Source organism: Microbacterium testaceum (assembly GCF_020781835.1).
Lineage (GTDB): Bacteria > Actinomycetota > Actinomycetes > Actinomycetales > Microbacteriaceae > Microbacterium > Microbacterium testaceum_H.
In genome coordinates this window covers 195,513-212,074 of record NZ_JAJGNJ010000004.1, presented here as the reverse complement: position 1 = coordinate 212,074, position 16,562 = coordinate 195,513, and the positions used below count along the sequence as shown (strand labels likewise).

The 16,562-nt window shown below is 69.6% G+C and carries 14 protein-coding genes and 1 other RNA gene; 11 read left to right on the top strand and 4 right to left on the bottom strand.

Going from position 1 to position 16,562, the window contains the following annotated elements:
- The first annotated feature begins 1 nt into the window (after window position 1).
- The 3 genes from LL239_RS08065 (at window position 2) to rnpB (ending at window position 2,846) form a co-directional block, all read left to right on the top strand.
- Complete coding sequence (locus tag LL239_RS08065; protein WP_228162917.1) at window positions 2-730, top strand: zinc ribbon domain-containing protein; 729 nt, start codon at window positions 2-4, stop codon at window positions 728-730.
- A gap of 6 nt (window positions 731-736) precedes the next feature.
- Entirely contained in the window at window positions 737-2,449 is a 1,713-nt protein-coding gene (locus LL239_RS08060; RefSeq protein WP_228163000.1) for a bifunctional 3'-5' exonuclease/DNA polymerase, read from the top strand.
- A gap of 28 nt (window positions 2,450-2,477) precedes the next feature.
- Window positions 2,478-2,846, top strand: an RNA gene (gene rnpB, locus LL239_RS08055) — RNase P RNA component class A.
- A 170-nt stretch (window positions 2,847-3,016) separates the two neighbouring features.
- Here rnpB and LL239_RS08050 read toward each other — a convergent pair.
- The gene (locus tag LL239_RS08050; RefSeq protein ID WP_228162916.1) at window positions 3,017-4,108 is read right to left on the bottom strand and encodes a fatty acid desaturase family protein; all 1,092 of its coding nucleotides are present in this window, start codon (window positions 4,106-4,108) and stop codon (window positions 3,017-3,019) included.
- 125 nt (window positions 4,109-4,233) lie between these two features.
- Window positions 4,234-5,019 (bottom strand): polyphosphate--glucose phosphotransferase, encoded by a 786-nt coding sequence (ppgK, locus tag LL239_RS08045; protein WP_228162915.1) that lies wholly within the window; start codon window positions 5,017-5,019, stop codon window positions 4,234-4,236.
- A 98-nt stretch (window positions 5,020-5,117) separates the two neighbouring features.
- Here ppgK and LL239_RS08040 point away from each other — a divergent pair, with 98 nt between their 5' ends.
- From LL239_RS08040 to LL239_RS08030, 3 genes are read left to right on the top strand one after another with little or no spacing between them, the layout of a single operon-like run.
- The gene (locus tag LL239_RS08040; RefSeq protein ID WP_228162914.1) at window positions 5,118-5,324 is read left to right on the top strand and encodes an SPOR domain-containing protein; all 207 of its coding nucleotides are present in this window, start codon (window positions 5,118-5,120) and stop codon (window positions 5,322-5,324) included.
- A 27-nt stretch (window positions 5,325-5,351) separates the two neighbouring features.
- Window positions 5,352-6,692 (top strand): type I glutamate--ammonia ligase, encoded by a 1,341-nt coding sequence (gene glnA, locus LL239_RS08035; protein ID WP_228162913.1) that lies wholly within the window; start codon window positions 5,352-5,354, stop codon window positions 6,690-6,692.
- Window positions 6,693-6,702: 10 nt separating this feature from the next.
- Complete coding sequence (locus tag LL239_RS08030; protein WP_228162912.1) at window positions 6,703-9,693, top strand: bifunctional [glutamine synthetase] adenylyltransferase/[glutamine synthetase]-adenylyl-L-tyrosine phosphorylase; 2,991 nt, start codon at window positions 6,703-6,705, stop codon at window positions 9,691-9,693.
- Window positions 9,694-9,699: 6 nt separating this feature from the next.
- On the opposite strand, the gene LL239_RS08025 is transcribed toward LL239_RS08030, so the two are convergent.
- On the bottom strand, window positions 9,700-11,394 hold the full coding sequence (locus LL239_RS08025; RefSeq protein WP_228162911.1) for a long-chain-fatty-acid--CoA ligase: 1,695 nt from the start codon (window positions 11,392-11,394) through the stop codon (window positions 9,700-9,702).
- Window positions 11,395-11,509: 115 nt separating this feature from the next.
- On the opposite strand from LL239_RS08025, the gene LL239_RS08020 reads away from it, so the two are divergent.
- From LL239_RS08020 to LL239_RS08000, 5 genes are all read left to right on the top strand, one after another.
- On the top strand, window positions 11,510-11,824 hold the full coding sequence (locus tag LL239_RS08020; protein WP_228162910.1) for a DUF2277 domain-containing protein: 315 nt from the start codon (window positions 11,510-11,512) through the stop codon (window positions 11,822-11,824).
- Between the two features lie 523 nt (window positions 11,825-12,347).
- Entirely contained in the window at window positions 12,348-12,572 is a 225-nt protein-coding gene (locus LL239_RS08015) for a helix-turn-helix transcriptional regulator (RefSeq protein WP_228162909.1), read from the top strand.
- A complete protein-coding gene (locus LL239_RS08010) occupies window positions 12,572-13,894 on the top strand; it encodes a site-specific integrase (protein ID WP_228162908.1) in 1,323 nt (440 codons plus the stop codon). Before LL239_RS08015 ends, LL239_RS08010 begins: the two co-directional genes overlap by 1 nt.
- A 77-nt stretch (window positions 13,895-13,971) precedes the next feature.
- Complete coding sequence (locus LL239_RS08005) at window positions 13,972-14,328, top strand: helix-turn-helix domain-containing protein (protein ID WP_138172280.1); 357 nt, start codon at window positions 13,972-13,974, stop codon at window positions 14,326-14,328.
- Window positions 14,294-14,974 carry a hypothetical protein gene (locus LL239_RS08000; protein ID WP_228162907.1) on the top strand — a complete coding sequence of 227 codons (681 nt, stop codon included), beginning with the start codon at window positions 14,294-14,296 and terminating at the stop codon, window positions 14,972-14,974. Before LL239_RS08005 ends, LL239_RS08000 begins: the two co-directional genes overlap by 35 nt.
- Window position 14,975: 1 nt before the next feature.
- On the opposite strand, the gene LL239_RS18130 is transcribed toward LL239_RS08000, so the two are convergent.
- Complete coding sequence (locus tag LL239_RS18130; protein WP_374197622.1) at window positions 14,976-16,211, bottom strand: hypothetical protein; 1,236 nt, start codon at window positions 16,209-16,211, stop codon at window positions 14,976-14,978.
- Window positions 16,212-16,562 lie beyond the last annotated feature (351 nt).

The window sequence follows — 16,562 nt, the reverse complement described above, 5'->3', positions numbered from 1 at the left end:
CGTGAACGCCGACCCCGCCGACCAGCGAAAACTGCTCGACCTCGCCGACCTCGACGCGCGCATCCGCCGCGACGAGCACGTCAAGGGCAACCCGCCGCAGGCCGCGAAGGTGCGCGAGCTCATCGCGCAGCGGTCGTCGCTCACGCAAGAACTCGGCAATCGTGCCAACGTCCGCGACGACCTCAAGGCCGAACTGGCCCGCGTCGAGTCCGACGTCGCGGTCGTCGACGCCCGCGTGAAGCGCGACGCCGAACGCCTCGCCGCCGCGACGAACGCCAAGCAGGCGCAGGGCTTCGAGGCCGAACTGGCCTCGCTCGCCCGCCGAAAGAGCGACCTCGAAGACGCCGAGATCGCCCTCATGGAGCAGCTCGAGGCCGCCGACGCCGCGGTCGCCGAGCAAGAGGCCCTCATCGCCGAGACCAACGCGCAGGGCGCCGAGCTCAGCGCCGAGGCCAAGCGTGTCGTCGCCGAAGCCACCGACCGTCTCGAGGCAGCACGCCGCGACCGCGACGCGGTTGCCGGTGCGATCCCCGCCGACCTCCTCGCCCTGTACGAGCGACTCGCGGCCCGTGGCAACGGCGCGGGACTGCTGCGCGCGGGCGCCTGCGAGGCGTGCCGCATGGTCCTTCCGCCGAGCGACCTCGCCGAGGTCCGCCGCGCCCAGACCGACGAGGTCGTGTTCTGCCCCGAGTGCGGCGCGATCCTCGTCCGCACCGAAGAATCGCGGTGACCCGCCCTGGCGTCCTCGTCGACTGAGGTCGTCGTCGGGCGCACGGCATCCGGAACCATCGCCCTGAGCGACCTGGATGCCGACGGCTCCGTCGTCCGCACGGTCACCGTCGCGCGCGACGACCTGCCCGCCGCGATCCGCGACCGCGAAACCGGGGGAGACGTGCGGTGGGTGTGGAGCGACACCCCATCCTGGTACGGCTCGCTGTTGGCATCCGGAGTCCGGGTCGCCCGCGCGTGGGACCTCCGGCTGGTGCACGCGATCCTCCGCGATGCCGACGCCGTCGTCGATGATCACGGCCTGTGCGCTCACGCGGAATGGGATGCCACGGGCTCGACGTCCGACGACACCGACACGCTCTTCTCGCTCGGTGCCGCGAGCACGGGCCCACCCGACGACGTCGAGGCCGCGACAGCCGAGTACCACCGGCAGCGCGCCGCGATCGCCTCCGCTCACGAGCCCGGGGCGCTGCGCCTGCTCGCCGCGGCCGAGTCCGCCGGGGCGCTCATCGCCGCGGAACTGCACGCCGCGGGGCTCCCGTGGAGCGTTGAGACGCACGAGCGGATGCTCGAGGAGCAGCTCGGCACACGGGTCGCGGGCGGACTGCCGACGCGGGTCGAGCAAGCGGCGGTCGCCGTGCGTGACGCGCTCGGCGACCCGTCCGTCTCGCTCGACTCGCAGCCGCGGCTGCTGCGCGCGCTGCACCGGGCGGGGCTCATGGTCGAGTCGACGAACCGATGGGAGCTCGCCGAGCACGACCATCCGGTCGTCGCCCCGCTCATCGCCTATAAGAAGCTCATGCGGCTCTACACCGCCAATGGCTGGGCGTGGATGGCCGAGTGGATCCACGACGCGCGATTTCGCCCCGTCTACGTTCCCGCCGGGGTCGTCACCGGGCGCTGGGCGTCATCCGGCGGGGGAGCGCTGCAAATCCCACGGCAGCTGCGCACCGCCGTCCGCGCCGACCCGGGCTGGACCCTCGTCACCGCCGACGTCGCGCAGCTCGAACCGCGCGTGCTCGCGGCGATGGCCCGTGACACGGCGCTGGCCGAGGCGGCATCCGGTCGCGATCTCTACGCCGGAATCGTGGATGCCGGAGCCGTCGGCACCCGTGCCCACGCCAAGATGGCGATGCTCGGGGCCATGTACGGCGCGACGAGCGGCGAGAGCGGACGCCTCGTTCCGCGGCTGCGGCGCACGTTCCCGCGCGCGATGGCGCTCGTCGACGATGCCGCGCGCGTCGGCGAGGAGGGCGGCCGTGTCCACACGTGGCTCGGCCGCACGTCACCGCCCGCCGGCGAGCTGTGGCGCGCCGTGCAGTCGCGGGCCAGTGACGCCGAGGCATCCGGGGTCGACGAGACCCGCGCCCGCCGCGCCGCCCGCGACCGCGGCCGCTTCACCCGCAACTTCGTCGTGCAGGGCACCGCCGCCGAATGGGCTCTCGCGTGGCTCGCCGAGCTGCGCACGCGCCTGGCCACCCTCGAACCCGTGGATGCCCCGCGCTCTGCGCCCGCGTCCGGTGCGGCGTTCGCGCGGATACCGCACCTGGCGTTCTTCCTGCACGACGAGATCGTCGTGCACACTCCCGTGGAGCACGCAGACGCCGTCGCCGAGGCGGTGCGGGAGTCGGCGGCATCCGCGGGCCGGCTGCTGTTCGGGACGTTCCCGATCGACTTCCCCCTCGACCTGCGGATCGGCGAGACGGCCGAAAAGGGCTGAGCCGCCCGCGTAGACTCGACGGTGCGAATGGGTCGGCTGGACGGTCGCGTCACGGGTTCGCCCGTGCCGAGGAACGTCCGGGCTCCACAGGGCAGGACGGTGGGTAACACCCACCCGGAGCAATCCGCGAGACAGTGCCACAGAGAGCAGACCGCCTCGGCCCCTCGGGGTGCGGGGTAAGGGTGAAAGGGTGGTGTAAGAGACCACCGGGGTCGTGGTGACACGACCCGCGAGGTAAACCTCGTCCGGAGCAAGGCCAGACAGGGGATGACGACGCGGCTCGCCGAGTCCCCGGGTAGGCCGCTGGAGCGGCACGGCAACGTGTCGCCGAGAGAGATGACCGTCCACGGGGCGTCACGCCCCCGGACAGAACCCGGCGTACAGGCCGGCCCATTCGCCTTCGCCCTGTCCCCGGTACGTCCGTGCGGTTCGGGCGGCGACGGCATTCGCACCTCGCCGCGAAGCCCACCAGTCGGCGAGGCACGCGTCGACCGCCCGCCCGCTCCACGAGCCTGGCCTCAGCACGCGTGGTCAGTACGCGAAGGTCGTCGGCGTCGCACGCACGGCTCACGCCCCGCGAGGACGGTTGCGCTGCTCCACGAGCGGGCAGCGGAACACGTCACGCTCGCCGAGTCCGACACGGTTGATGTACCGGACGATGATCGCGTACGAGGTGAACAGCCCGGTGACGGTGTACGGCACCTGGTGCGCGCGGCAGTAGGCCGCGACGATCGGCGCCGCCTTCCGCAGGTGGGGTCGGGGCATGTTGGGGAACAGGTGGTGCTCGATCTGATAATTGAGCCCGCCCATCGCGACTTCGAGGACACGTGTCCCGGCGACGTTCCTGCTCATCATCACCTGGCGGCGGAGGAAGTCGATGCGCAGTTCCTCGGGAACGATCGGCATCCCCTTGTGGTTCGGCGCGAAGGACGCGCCCATGGCGAAGCCGAAGACGCCCAGTTGCACGGCGAGGAAGGCGAACGCGAGCCCCGGCGACAGGACGAGGAACACCAGCACCGGGAACCCCACGAGCCTGATCGTGAGGAACACGATCTCGACCCACCGGCGGGCGAGACGGCCCGGAGTCACCACCTCTCTCACTCCCGACGCGTGCAGCGCCACGCCTTCCAACAGCAGGATGGGGAAGAAGAAGAGACCCTGGTGCGCTCGTACCCACGCCACCGCGCGGTTTCGCGGCGGTGAGGCGTCGGGAGCGACGGCGATGACGGGGAGTTCGATATCGGGATCGGCGCCGATCTTGTTGGGGTTCGCGTGGTGCCGGGTGTGCTTGTGCTGCCACCACCCATAGCTCATCCCGACGAGGAGGTCGCCGAGGACGAGGCTGACCCCGTCATTCCACTTCCCCGAGAGGAAGATCTGTCGGTGCGCCGCATCGTGCCCGAGGAACGCGATCTGGGTGAAGATCAGCGCGAGCAGGGCCGCCGTCACCAGCTGCCACCACGTCTCGCCGATCAGCACGAACGCGACCAACCCCACGGCCAGGAGCGCGGGGATCCCGATGATCTTGGCCCAGTAGTAGCCGTAGCGTCGGCGCAGCAGACCGCGTTCTCGGATGATCCGTGCGAGTTCGGTGAAGTCGCTCCCGGCGTCGGCCCTGCCCGTGCCGGAACGAGGCGTCGTGGTTCGGATTCCGCTCATGCGTCAACCGCACGCCTCGGGAACGCCGAGCGCACGCCGGTTGACACCGCGCGCAGCCCGAGAGACCATGCGGTGCACGCGCCGCCGCGGTACCTCAGCGGCGCGACGCGAACGCGCGGACCCGTCTACTTGACCGCGGGGAGCGCCTCCGCCACCGGCACCGCGAGCGACGCCGCACCGATGATGCCCGCGTTGTTGCGGTGCTTCGCCGGGACGATCGGGGCCCGCAGCTTCAGCATCGGCAGGAACTCCTCGGAGTGCTTCGACACTCCGCCGCCGACGACGATGAGGTCGGGGCTGAAGAGGAACTCGACGTAGTCGTAGTACCACTGCAGACGCTTGGCCCACTTCTCCCACGACAGCGCGTCGCGCTCCATCGCGGAGTAGGCGGCGTAGCCCTCGGCATCCTTTTTGTGCTCCGCACGCTGGAGGTGGCCGAGCTCGCTGTTGGGGATGAGCACGCCGTCGTAGATCATCGCCGAGCCGATGCCGGTGCCGAGGGTGGTGAGGATCACGAGACCGTCCACACCTTTCGCGGCGCCGTAGCGGACCTCCGCGATCCCGGCGACGTCGGCGTCGTTGGCGAAGTGGATGTCACGGGAGAGACCGTCCTCGAAGAACTTCTCGGCCTCGAAGCCGATCCACGACGGAGAGACGTTCGCCGCCGACCGCGTCTTGCCGCCCTTCACGATGGCCGGGAAGGCCACACCCAGCGGGAGATCGGCCGGCGCCTCCAGCGTCTGCAGCACGTCCTTCACCGCCGCCAGCACATCGGCGGGCTCCGCGCCCTTGGGGGTGGAGACCTTGATCCGGTCGCTGATGAGCTCCCCGGCATCCAGGTCGACGATTCCCGCCTTGATCCCGGTTCCGCCGATGTCCACTCCGACCGCACGCGACGCATTCGTTGCCATGCCCTCCAGCCTATCCAGGCGCGGGGTCTGCATCAGTAGGATCGGGAGAGCGCCCGCCAGACGTCCGCTGCGGAGCGAGACCCACGCAAGGAGCGATCGTGAGCGACGAGAACAAGAAGTACTGGTACAACCTCGAGACCGGTCAGGTCGAGCAGGGCTACGAGTCGCCGGCGATCGATCGCGCAGGACCCTTCGACACCGCCGAAGAGGCCGCGCGCGCGCCGCAGCTGCTGGCGGAACGCTCGAAGAAGTGGGCCGAAGAAGAAGCGCGCGACTCCGACTGGGGCTCCGGCTCCGGCCGCTGATCCCTTCGGACCGAGACGAGGAGAACGATGGACAAGCAGCGCGATTTCGTCCTGCGGACGATCGAGGAACGCGGCGTGAAGTTCGTGCGCCTGTGGTTCACCGACGTGGTCGGCACCCTGAAGTCGGTGGCGATCGCCCCGGCCGAGGTCGAGGGAGCCTTCAGCGAGGGGCTGGGCTTCGACGGCTCGGCCATCGAGGGTCTGACCCGCTCGTACGAGTCCGACCTGCTGGCGCATCCCGACCCCACGACGTTCCAGATCCTGCCCTGGCGCGGCGAGATCGACCCGACGGCGCGCATGTTCTGCGACATCACCACGCCCGACGGTCAGCCCGCGGTCGCCGACCCGCGGCACGTGCTCAAGCGCACGCTCGCGAAGGCCGCCGACGCCGGGTTCACGTTCTACACGCACCCCGAGATCGAGTTCTACCTGCTGAAGTCCTCGCAGCTGGGCCCGGACGGACGTCCCGAGCCCGTGGACTCGGCCGGCTACTTCGACAACGTCCCCGGCGGCACGGCGCACGACTTCCGTCGCCGTTCGGTGCGCATGCTCGAGGACCTCGGCATCTCCGTCGAGTTCAGCCATCACGAGGGTGGCCCGGGTCAGAACGAGATCGACCTGCGGTACGCCGACGCGCTCACCACGGCCGACAACATCATGACCTTCCGGACGGTCGTGAAGGAGGTCGCGATCGAGCAGGGCGTGTACGCGACGTTCATGCCCAAGCCCCTCAGCGGTCAGCCCGGCAGCGGCATGCACACGCACATGTCGCTCTTCGAAGGCGACATGAACGCCTTCTACGAGGAGGGCGGCCAGTACCAGCTGTCGAAGGTCGGCCGTCACTTCATCGCCGGTCTGCTGCGTCACGCCAACGAGATCTCGGCCGTGACCAACCAGTTCGTCAACTCGTACAAGCGCCTGTGGGGCGGCGACGAGGCGCCCAGCTTCATCTGCTGGGGCCACAACAACCGTTCGGCGCTCGTGCGTGTGCCGCTGTACAAGCCCAACAAGGGCCAGTCCACGCGCGTCGAGTACCGCGCGCTCGACTCCGCGGCGAACCCCTACCTGTCGTACGCGCTCATGCTCGCGGCGGGACTCAAAGGCATCGAAGAGGGCTACGAGCTGCCCGCCGAGGCGGAGGACAACGTGTGGTCGTTGTCGGACGCGGAGCGCCGCGCCCTCGGCTACGCACCGCTGCCGGCGAGCCTCGACCACGCGCTCGGGTACCTCGAGGAGTCTGAGCTCGTCGCCGAGACGCTGGGGGAGCAGGTCTTCAAGTACGTGCTCCTGAACAAGCGTCGCGAGTGGCAGCAGTACCGCGCGCAGGTCACGCCTTTCGAGCTGCAGAGCAACCTCGAGGCGCTCTGACCCCGCCGTGGTGACCTCGGGCGATCGATCGACGGCGCTCACCGCCCTGGCCCGCACCGGCTTCTCGCGTCTCGCGGAAGCCGATGCGTGCCTGGGCGAGCTCGAACATCTCACGGGTGCCGAGCGGGCGGATGCCATGGAGCTCGCGCACCGCGTCGCCGATCCCGACCGGGCGTTGGCGGCACTCGTGCAGATCGCGCGGCGCGATGCGGATGCCGTCCGCGCCGCCGCCGGCGATCCCGGCACGTGGCGCGCGCTGTGGGACATCGTGGGCGCATCGGACGGCTTCGCGGAGTTCTACCTCCGACACCCGGGTGAGATCGCGCACCTCGCCGGCGCGGGTCTGACCGTGCCCGACGAGCAGTCCATGCGCGCCGAGCTGTTGGCATCCGTGGGCGACGACGACGGCTTCGCCGCCGACGCGACGGATGCCACATGGGTCGCGTTGCGTGTGCGATACCGCCGCCTGCTCGCCCGGATCGCCGCCTACGACCTCGGTCAGCGAGATCCGGCCGGGGCGATCGACATCGTCTCCGCGGCCCTCGCCGACCTCGCGGGTGCCGCGCTCGAAGCCTCGCTGAGCGTCGCTCGGTCGCGCGTGTCGGGGAGCGGCCCGGGTGTGTTCCCTCGGGAGCAGGTCGCCGCGACCCGCTTCGCGATCATCGCGATGGGCAAGACCGGGGCGCGGGAGCTGAACTACGTCAGCGACGTCGACGTGATCTTCGTCGGCGGCACCGCGGACGAGGAGGTCGTGTCCGAAGCGCGGGCCATCGACATCGGCACGCGGCTCGCCGTGCAGACGATGCGCGGCATCTCCGGGCCTGAGATCGAGCCTCCGCTGTGGGAGGTCGACCCGAACCTGCGTCCCGAGGGCAAACAAGGTGCGCTCGTCCGCAGCCTCGGCGCGCACGCGCAGTACTACGCCCGGTGGGCGAAGAGCTGGGAGTTCCAGGCGTTGTTGAAGGCGCGGGCGATCGCGGGCGACGCCGCACTCGGCGCGGAGTACATCGCCGCGGTACAGCCCCTGGTGTGGCACAGCGCCGCGCGGGAGAACTTCGTCGAGGGCGTGCAGCGCATGCGCGAGCGCGTCACCGAGCACATCCCCGCGGCCGAGATCAATCGACAGGTCAAGCTCGGCCCGGGCGGGATCCGCGACGTCGAATTCACCGTGCAGCTCTTGCAGCTCGTCCACGGGCTGACCGACGAGCGCATCCGACAGCGCGGCACGCTCGAGGCCCTCGACGCGCTCGTGGCCGAGGGCTACATCGGTCGCACCGAAGCCGAAGCCTTCGGCCGCGACTATCGGCTGCTCCGGCTGCTCGAGCACCGCCTGCAGCTCCGCGGCCTGCGTCGCACCGCGCTGCTCCCCGAGAAGGAGGACGACCTTCGCGTGCTCGCGCGCGCGACGGGACTCGCGGACTCCGCCGCGGGCGTGCAAGCCGCGTGGGAGAGCATCAAGCGCGAGGTCCGCGACATCCACGTCCGGCTGTTCTACCGACCGCTGCTGTCGGCCGTCGCCTCCCTGCCCGAGGGGGAGCGTTCGCTCTCGACCGAGCAGGCCCGCGACCGCCTCGCGGCGATCGGCTTCCGCGACCCGGCCGGCGCGCTGCGGCACATCGCGGCCCTCACGAGCGGACTGAGTCGCAAGGCGACGATCCAGCGACACCTGATGCCGGTCATGATCCGGTGGTTCGCCGACGGCGTCGACCCGGACTACGGGCTGCTGGTGTTCCGGCGGATCAGTGAGCGGCTCGGCAACACCCCCTGGTTCCTGCGGATGCTGCGCGACTCCGCCGGGGCCGCCGAGAGTCTCACCCGCGTACTCTCGGGCTCGCGCTACATCGGCGAGTTGATGGAATGGATCCCCGAGTCTGTCGCGTGGCTCGACGACGACGCCCTGCTGCGGCCCCGCTCGGGCGCGGCGCTGCAGGAGGAGGCGCGCGCGATCCAGACCCGCTGGGACGACATCGAGGATGCCATGCGGTCCGTGCGTGCCCTCCGACGCCGCGAGATGCTCCGCGTCGCGATGGCCGCCGTGCTCGAGGTCGTGTCGATCGAGGAGCTCTCCGACGCCCTGACGACCATCACCGAGGTCACCATCCAGGCGACGCTGCGCGCTGTCCGCCGCGAGGTCGTCCCACCCGAAGACAACGCGCTCGACTTCTCGGTCATCGCGATGGGGCGTTTCGGCGGACGGGAGATCGGCTTCGGCTCGGACGCAGACGTCATGTACGTCTATCGCGCGAACGGCATCGATCCGCAGCGTGCAAGCACCCTCGCGTTGAAGCTCGTCGCGGGCCTCCGCGAGCACTCCGAGGACCACAGGCTGCCGCTCGATCTGGACGCCGAGCTGCGCCCGGAGGGCCGTAGTGGTCCGCTCGCCCGGTCGCTCGACGCCTACGCCGAGTACTACCGCCGGTGGTCGCTCTCGTGGGAGGCTCAGGCACTGCTGCGCGCCCGCGGGGTGGCGGGCAGCGTCAAGCTGATCAACGACTTCGTCGCCCTCGCCGACGACGTGCGGTACCCCGAGACCGCCGACCCGAACGGGCTCCGGGAGATCCGCCGCATCAAGGCCCGCGTCGAGAACGAGCGGCTGCCGCAGGGTGCCGATCCCGCGCGGCACCTCAAGCTCGGTCCCGGTTCGATCAGCGACGTCGAGTGGCTCGTGCAGATCCTGCAGTTGCAGCACGCCCGCGCGATCCCGGCGCTGCGCACCACCTCGACGCTCGGCGCGCTGCGGGCCGCGGCGGACGCGGGACTCATCGCCGCCGACGCGGCCGACAAGCTGGCGGCATCCTGGCATCTGGCGAGCCGTCTGCGCTCGGCCAACACCCTGCTGTCCGGACAGACGAGCGACGTGCTCCCCGCCGACCGGGCACGACTCGACGGCATCGGGCGGATCCTGGAGTACCCGCCGCATTCGGCCACACAGGTCGAGGAGGACTACCTCGGGGCGACGCGACGCGCCCGCCGCGTCTTCGAGAAGCTCTTCTACGGGTGATCGGGCTCAGGATGCCATGAGCCGCTCGCGCACCTCGCGACGCAGCACCTTGCCGATGAGCGACCGCGGCAGGTCGTCCACGACGACCACGCGCCGCGGGACCTTGTAGGCCGCCAGACGCGTCTTGCAGAAGTCACGCACCGCCTCGGGCTCGAGATTGACGCCGTCGCGCACCACGATCGCCGCCGCGACGTCTTCTCCACCGCGCGGTCTGGGCAGCGCCACGACCGCGGCCCCCTCGATGTCGGGGTGCGACACCAGCACGTCTTCGACCTCGCTCGGTGACACGTTGAAGCCGCCGGTGATGATGATCTCCTTCAGCCGGTCGACGATCGTCACGAAGCCGTCGGTCGAGACCGACGCGATGTCACCGGTGCGGAGCCAGCCGCCGTCGAGGAGCGTCGCCGCCGTGTCGGCCGGTCGGTTCCAGTAGCCCTCGAACACCTGAGGACCCCGCAGCAGCAGTTCTCCGGTCTCGCCGAGCGGGAGGTCGTTCTCGGGGTCGTCGGGATCGACGACGCGGATGTCGGTGCTCGGGAAGGGCACGCCGACCGTCCCGGGGCGCCGCGACGGTCCGATGGGGTTGCCGAGGGCGACGGGAGAGGACTCGGTCATGCCGTACCCCTCGACGAGCAGACCGCCGGTCGCCGCCTCCCAGCGGTCCACGGTCGCGACCGGCAGACTCATCGCGCCGGAGATCGCGAAACGCACGGTCGAGAGGTCGAGCGTTCCGCGCGAGGCGGCGCGCGCGAGCTGATCGTAGATCGGCGGAACGGCCGGCAGGAACGTCGGCGGACTCTTCTTCACCGCGGATGCCACGAGATCGAGGTCGTACTTGGGGAAGAGCACGAGCTTCGCACCGATACTCATCGCGAACGTCAGGCACAGGGTCAGGCCGTACGCGTGGAAGAGCGGCAGGACGCCGTAGAACGTCTCCTCGCCGTCGTGGAGGCCCGGGACCCACGCGCGCCCCTGCATCGCGTTGGCGCGCAGGTTCGCGTGCGTGAGCACAGCGCCTTTAGGGGTACCGGTCGTGCCGCTGGTGTACTGCAGCAGCGCGATGTCATCCAACAGCGGACCCTCGTGCTTGCGCGAGAGCCGGCCGTGCGTGAGCAGCTTCTCCCACGGTGTCGCCCGCTTGGACGTCGGAGTGGAGGTCAGCTGGGCGCGGGACTCTCGGGCCTTCTTCACGGGCAGCTTGAGCGCGAGGCGCGTACCGAACGGCATCGCGCGCGTGATGTCGACGGCGATGATGTGCTCGAGCGCCAGATCGGTCGGGAAGTCGGCGACGAGGTCGGCGACCTTGTCCCACACGATGGCGAAGCGCGCGCCGTGGTCCTCGAACTGGTGCCGCAACTCACGGGCGGTGTAGAGCGGGTTGTGTTCGATGACGATCGCTCCCAGTCGCAGCGCCGCATAGAAGGCGACGACGTGCTGCGGACAGTTCGGCAGCACCAGTGCGACACGGTCGCCCGCTTTGACGCCCAGGCGGCGCAGGCCCTCGGCCGCGCGGGAGATCTGGTCGCCCAGCTCACGATAGGTGGTCTGAGAGCCGAAGAACTCCAGCGCGACGCCCTTGCCGTAGCGGTGGACGGAGGCCGCGATCATCTCGGGCAGTGTCTGCGACGGCTCGTCGATCTCGTGAGGCACGCCTTCGGCGTAGGAGCTCAACCACGGACGCGACGCGTAGGGGGAGGTCATGGCATCCATCCTTCCCGAATCCACGGACACGAAACGGGCGTGGCGCCTGTGCGGATGCCGGGAACGCGGGGTCCGCACCCTTTCGCGCCGCGGGGGAGCGGCCTACCCTGCTGGCATGTGCCGCAACATCGTCCCCCTTCACAACTTCGAGCCGCCGGCCTCCGACGACGAGTGCCACGACGCGGCGCTGCAGTTCGTCCGGAAGATCGCCGGCACCACGAAACCGTCGCGTGCGAATCAGGAGGTCTTCGATCGCGCCGTCGACGAGATCGCGGCGGCCACACGCCGCTTGCTCGACGACCTGGTCACCACGGCGCCCCCGAAGACGCGCGAGGTCGAAGCCGCCAAGCGCCAGGCCCGGTCGGCGGAGCGCTACGAGGCGATCCGGGTGTTCCAGGAGCAGAAGCGCGCCGCGCGCTCGGCATCCTGACGCTCACCCCTCCTCGAAACGCTCGAACAGGGGAGTGGCATCCGGGCTCTCGAAGTCCGGGATGCGGGGCTCACTCCCCTTCGAAGGGCTCGAAAAGTGGTGGCGCGTCGGGGCTCTCCAGGCTAGGAGTATCCGCCTCCCGAGGCACCGTCGAGAACGGTCCCCGCACCTGCTCAAAGAGTGCTGCCGAACGTCGGTCGACCTGGCACGGCCATCCACAGGGGGAGTTGCCTGATCGGAGTGTGAACCAACAACGACGAAGCCCGCCCCCGCGAAACGGCGGGGGCGGGCTTCGTCGTGAATGACCGGGCGATCAGACCCCGAAGTACAGCTCGGCTTGAGGATCTGAGAACCGGAGGGGGTTCCGCAGGCTCACACTTCCCTGCAAACACAGGGAAGTGCAATGGTGAGCATGAGTGGGGTCGCTGCTGCGGCTGTCCGAGAACCCGTCCGTTTACTCGATTCTTGGCCGTCCTACGGGGTTCGCTGGAGGCCGACGGGTGGTGCCGCCCACCTCATTGGTATGAGCGACGACCGCCCCCGCCTCTGGACTCCGCAGGAGCTTGCCGAGTACACGGGCATCCCGATCAGGACGCTCGCTGACTGGCGGACAGAGCGTGCGCGCAGCCGAGGTCTCGGGTTGCCGTTCGTCGCACTCTCGTCGCACAACGTTCGCTACCGCGATGAGGATGTCGAGGCGTTCATCGCGGGGCGGATCGTGGCCCCGACGGATAGTGCGGGCGACTGATGGCGCGGCCGAAGCGCGCGCTCGGCGAACTCGGCAAGGTGACCTACACCGTCGAGCCGAACGGCCTGGTCATCGCGCGAGCGCGGGTCTATGACGGCAACGGGCAAGAGCGTCGTCCCAGCGGCAGCGGAGCGACCGAGGCTGAGGCTCTGACCGCGTTGCAGGAAGCGGCTGGTGTCGCCGTCGGTCGAGTCCTGGCGCGACGAACACAGCTCATGACCGTCGCCGAGCTGGCGACGACGTGGCTGAAGACGGCGTACCACGACGACGATCCGCGGGTGCTGCGCCAGCGCCGCGAGCAGACCGTCGATGGCTACGCCTCGGTGGTGCGCGCGCATGTCATCCCGCGCGCCGGGGCCATCCCCATCGCCGACATCACCGCCGACCGTGCTGATGGGCTGCTTATGGACATCGCACGGGAGAAGTCGGTGACGACCGCGAACAAGGTTCGGAACGTGATGTCGCTCATGTTCGACTGGGCGATCCAGCAGGGACACTTCTCGGCTGCCGGGTCGATCCAGAACACACGGTACGGAGCGGTCGTCGTGGCGAACCCGATCCGTGCGACCAGACGAGCGGACGAGCCGGACACGGTGTACTTCGAACTCGACGCGGTGCAGGTCAAGTACATCCTCCACCTCATCCGCGAGGTGTGGCCTGAGCGGCACCGGAAGCGGTATCCGGTGGGCCGACGGCCCAACTACAAGCTGCTCGCCGACTACATCCTCATCACGCTCGGCACCTCCGAGCGGACAGCAGAACCGATTGCGATCCGGTTCCAGGACGTGCGGTTCGAGGCGGTGGAACAACCGGATGGAAGCCTCACGATGGAGGCACTCGTCTGGGTCGGCGGGACGATGGTTCGCACCAAGTCCCGCGGCCTGTTTCGCCAGGACTCACCCAAAGCGGAGCGGCAGAAGCGTTGGGTTCGCGTGCCGAAGTTCGCGGCGAAGGTACTGAGCGAACTCGTGGCGAGCCACGTTCCCGACCCCGAACGGAATCCAGACGACGTGCTGTTCACGACCGAGCGCGGCCGTCCGCGCGACCCCAGCGCCGTCGGCGAGTTGCTCAGGATGTTCCGCCGCGAGTTCGAGCCGGAACTGCTGGCTATCGGGGTCGACGCCGAGCATCTCACCTTCCGCAGTCTCCGCAAGGCGGTCGCTGCCGCGGTATCGGACACGGCTGGCGTCGAGGTCGCACGCGACCTGCTCGGGCACAGCAGTACCGACATCACGGAAGGGCACTACGCTCAGCGTCCCGACCTCATCGTCGAGGTCGCGGCTGACGCGCTCGACGAGGCGTTCGCGGGCATCGACGCATGAACTGTAAGGCTCAAGAAGGGGATGCCGTATGAACACTTGTATTGTCCAGAGTGTGCAGATGGAGGTAGGATGGGGTCATGACCATGACGAGCTTGACGATCAACCCGGAGGATGTGCGCTCCAGCGCCGGGGCGCGCCCGGCTTGGCTGGAGCAGGTCGCCGCATATGTGCAGCAGGCGGCAGCCGATGGGGAGACGGTGACGCTGACGGCGAAGCGCCGCATGATGACCCCCGAGCAGGTCGCCGACGCGATGGGCGTGTCTCGTCCCACCATCTCGCGGAAGATCAAGGCGGGGGAGATTCGCGCGGTCAAGGTCGGCAATCGCAATCGCATCCCCTACGAGGAGTTCGCGCGGTACTGGCGCAAGACGATGGGCGACCTCGTGGAGCTGACGCGCGATGAACTCCGCGACGACCTCTTCGGCGATCAGTGAGCTGACGCGCGTTCTCCTGGACGCGAACATCATCGCTAAGCCCGTCACTCGGACTCTGCTGGTCGTCGGCGGGGTGCCGAGCGGCTTCCGCGCCTTCTGGAGCCGGGCTGCCGAGCGGGAGGCCCAGGTGCACATGCGCCCGAGGGCGTTGCCGCCGTCGAGTGTCCGGGAGCGATTCGACGTCTTGCTCGGGCCGACCGGCACGGGTGCGGAACATTTCGGAGGCACGAAGGGCGCGGATCGGCAGATCCTTGCCGATGCTGCGGCCGCGGGCGCACGCTTCCTGGTCACCGAGGATGTGGACGACTACGGGCTGGACGATCTTGCTAGCGTCGGCATCTCGGCGGCGAACCCCGATCTGTTCCTCGCCGCGCGGCTCACCCGCGATGCCTATTCGACGGTGATCGACCTGTTCGTCGAGCGTCAGCTCAACCCGCCGACCACGCCCGCGCAATTCCACGCCGCCATCGCCAAGAACCACCCGCGCCTGTTCGCCGCACACGCGGACCTCTACGAGGTCGAACCCGAACACGGCATCCACGGCGAACCGGAGGTGATCTTTCGCGGCGCGCGCTGCCTGCGCTGCGAGCAGATCATCGCCGACCCGGCCACGATCGTCGACGGGCTCGGCCGGGAGTGCCGCTGAGCTACAGCCGCTGGGCGTTGCCCGGCGGCGCGGCCGGAGGCGTCACGGGGACGAACGGGGTCGCGGGCTCACGACCCGCACCCTCCCGCGACCCGAGGTTCGGTTCGTAGGCGCGCACTGCTTCGATGGTCAGCTCGACGCGCTCGGACTCTGGCGCGGCGGGCTCGGGTGCCGGTTCGTCCTGCATCGCGGCGAGCTGGGACTCGACGCGGGCGAGGTCTTCCTCGGCGTCGGCGAGGGTCTGTGCGTGGCGGAAGGGCTGGCCGAGGCGCTGCTGGGTGTCGGCGACGGTCTGCTCGGCTTCTTCCAGGTCTTCGCGGGCCTGGTCGAGAAGGGAGGGGATGCCGCTGACGCGGTTCTCGATGCGCTGCACGAGCCCGAGCCTGGCTTCAAGGAATGACTCCTTCGGCAGCGTGAATCCCGAGCGGGGCACCTCGGGCAGGGAGAGGGTCACATCGAGGGCGGCGAGCCCGGAGCGGGCCTCGACGTGGATGTCGAAGCCTGAGATGCGGCCGATGATCCCGAAGTCCTTGTGCCCGTACCGCGGCAGCCACTTCAGCCCGGAGTCGCCCATCCATGCGGCGAGGGCGTGGGCGGCTTCGGAGCGGGAGTCGTAGTCGCGCGTGCCGAGTGTGATGCGGAACCTGTCGCCGCTCGTGTCGATCATCCGTGGGGCAGCGGCTTCCAGCCCGCGAATGTCCGCGGCGGCGCGCTCGGCGGCTGACCGGGCGCGGTTTCCGGTGTGGACGAGCATGTCCTCGTTGCGCTCGTGCGCGCGCTGGAGGCGGCGCAGCCGGTTCACCTCGTTCAGGATGACGGAGTGCTCCAGCAGGAGCGGATTGCCGGAGGCGATTGCCTTGGCCTCTGCTGCGGACAGCGCGGAGGTGTCGATCTCCTCGATCTCTCGGGCGTTGATCTTGCCGCGCAGGAGCTGCGCGAACGACGCGGCCTTCCGCTCGACGGTCTGCCACATGTAGGAGTCGAAGGATCGCTCGGTGACGTAGCGGACGATCGCCACTTCCTCGTTCTGGTTGCCCTGCCGCATGATGCGACCGTCGCGCTGGGCGATGTCGGAGGGTCGCCACGGGCAGTCCAGGTGGTGCAGTGCGATGGCGCGGGCCTGGACGTTGGTGCCGACGCCCATCTTCTCCGTCGATCCGAGGAGCACGGCGACGTGGCCGGCACGGGCGGCGGCGAACAGGCGGGCCTTCTCCACGTCGGTCTTCGCCTCGTGCATGTATCTGACCTGCTCGGCGGGGATGCCGCGCTGCACGAGCTGCTGCCGCAGCTCGTCGTAGGCGTTCCACCTGTCCTGGTTCGGGGTGCCGATATCGGAGAACACGAGCTGGAGCGACCCGCGCACCGTGGAGGGTTGCCCGGTCACCGTGTCGAGGTACTCGTTGTCGCGGGTGCGCTCCCAGATGCGGTGGATCGCGTCGGCGGCGACGTCGACCTTGCTCGGCCCGGACGGGTCGCGGGAGATGACCATGCGGATGTCGAGCGCGGCCTTGCGTCCGTCGGTGGCGATCAGGAGCATGTTGTCTTCGTCGGGCCGCACCTGGCGGGTGGCGACCTTCTCGGCGCGCTC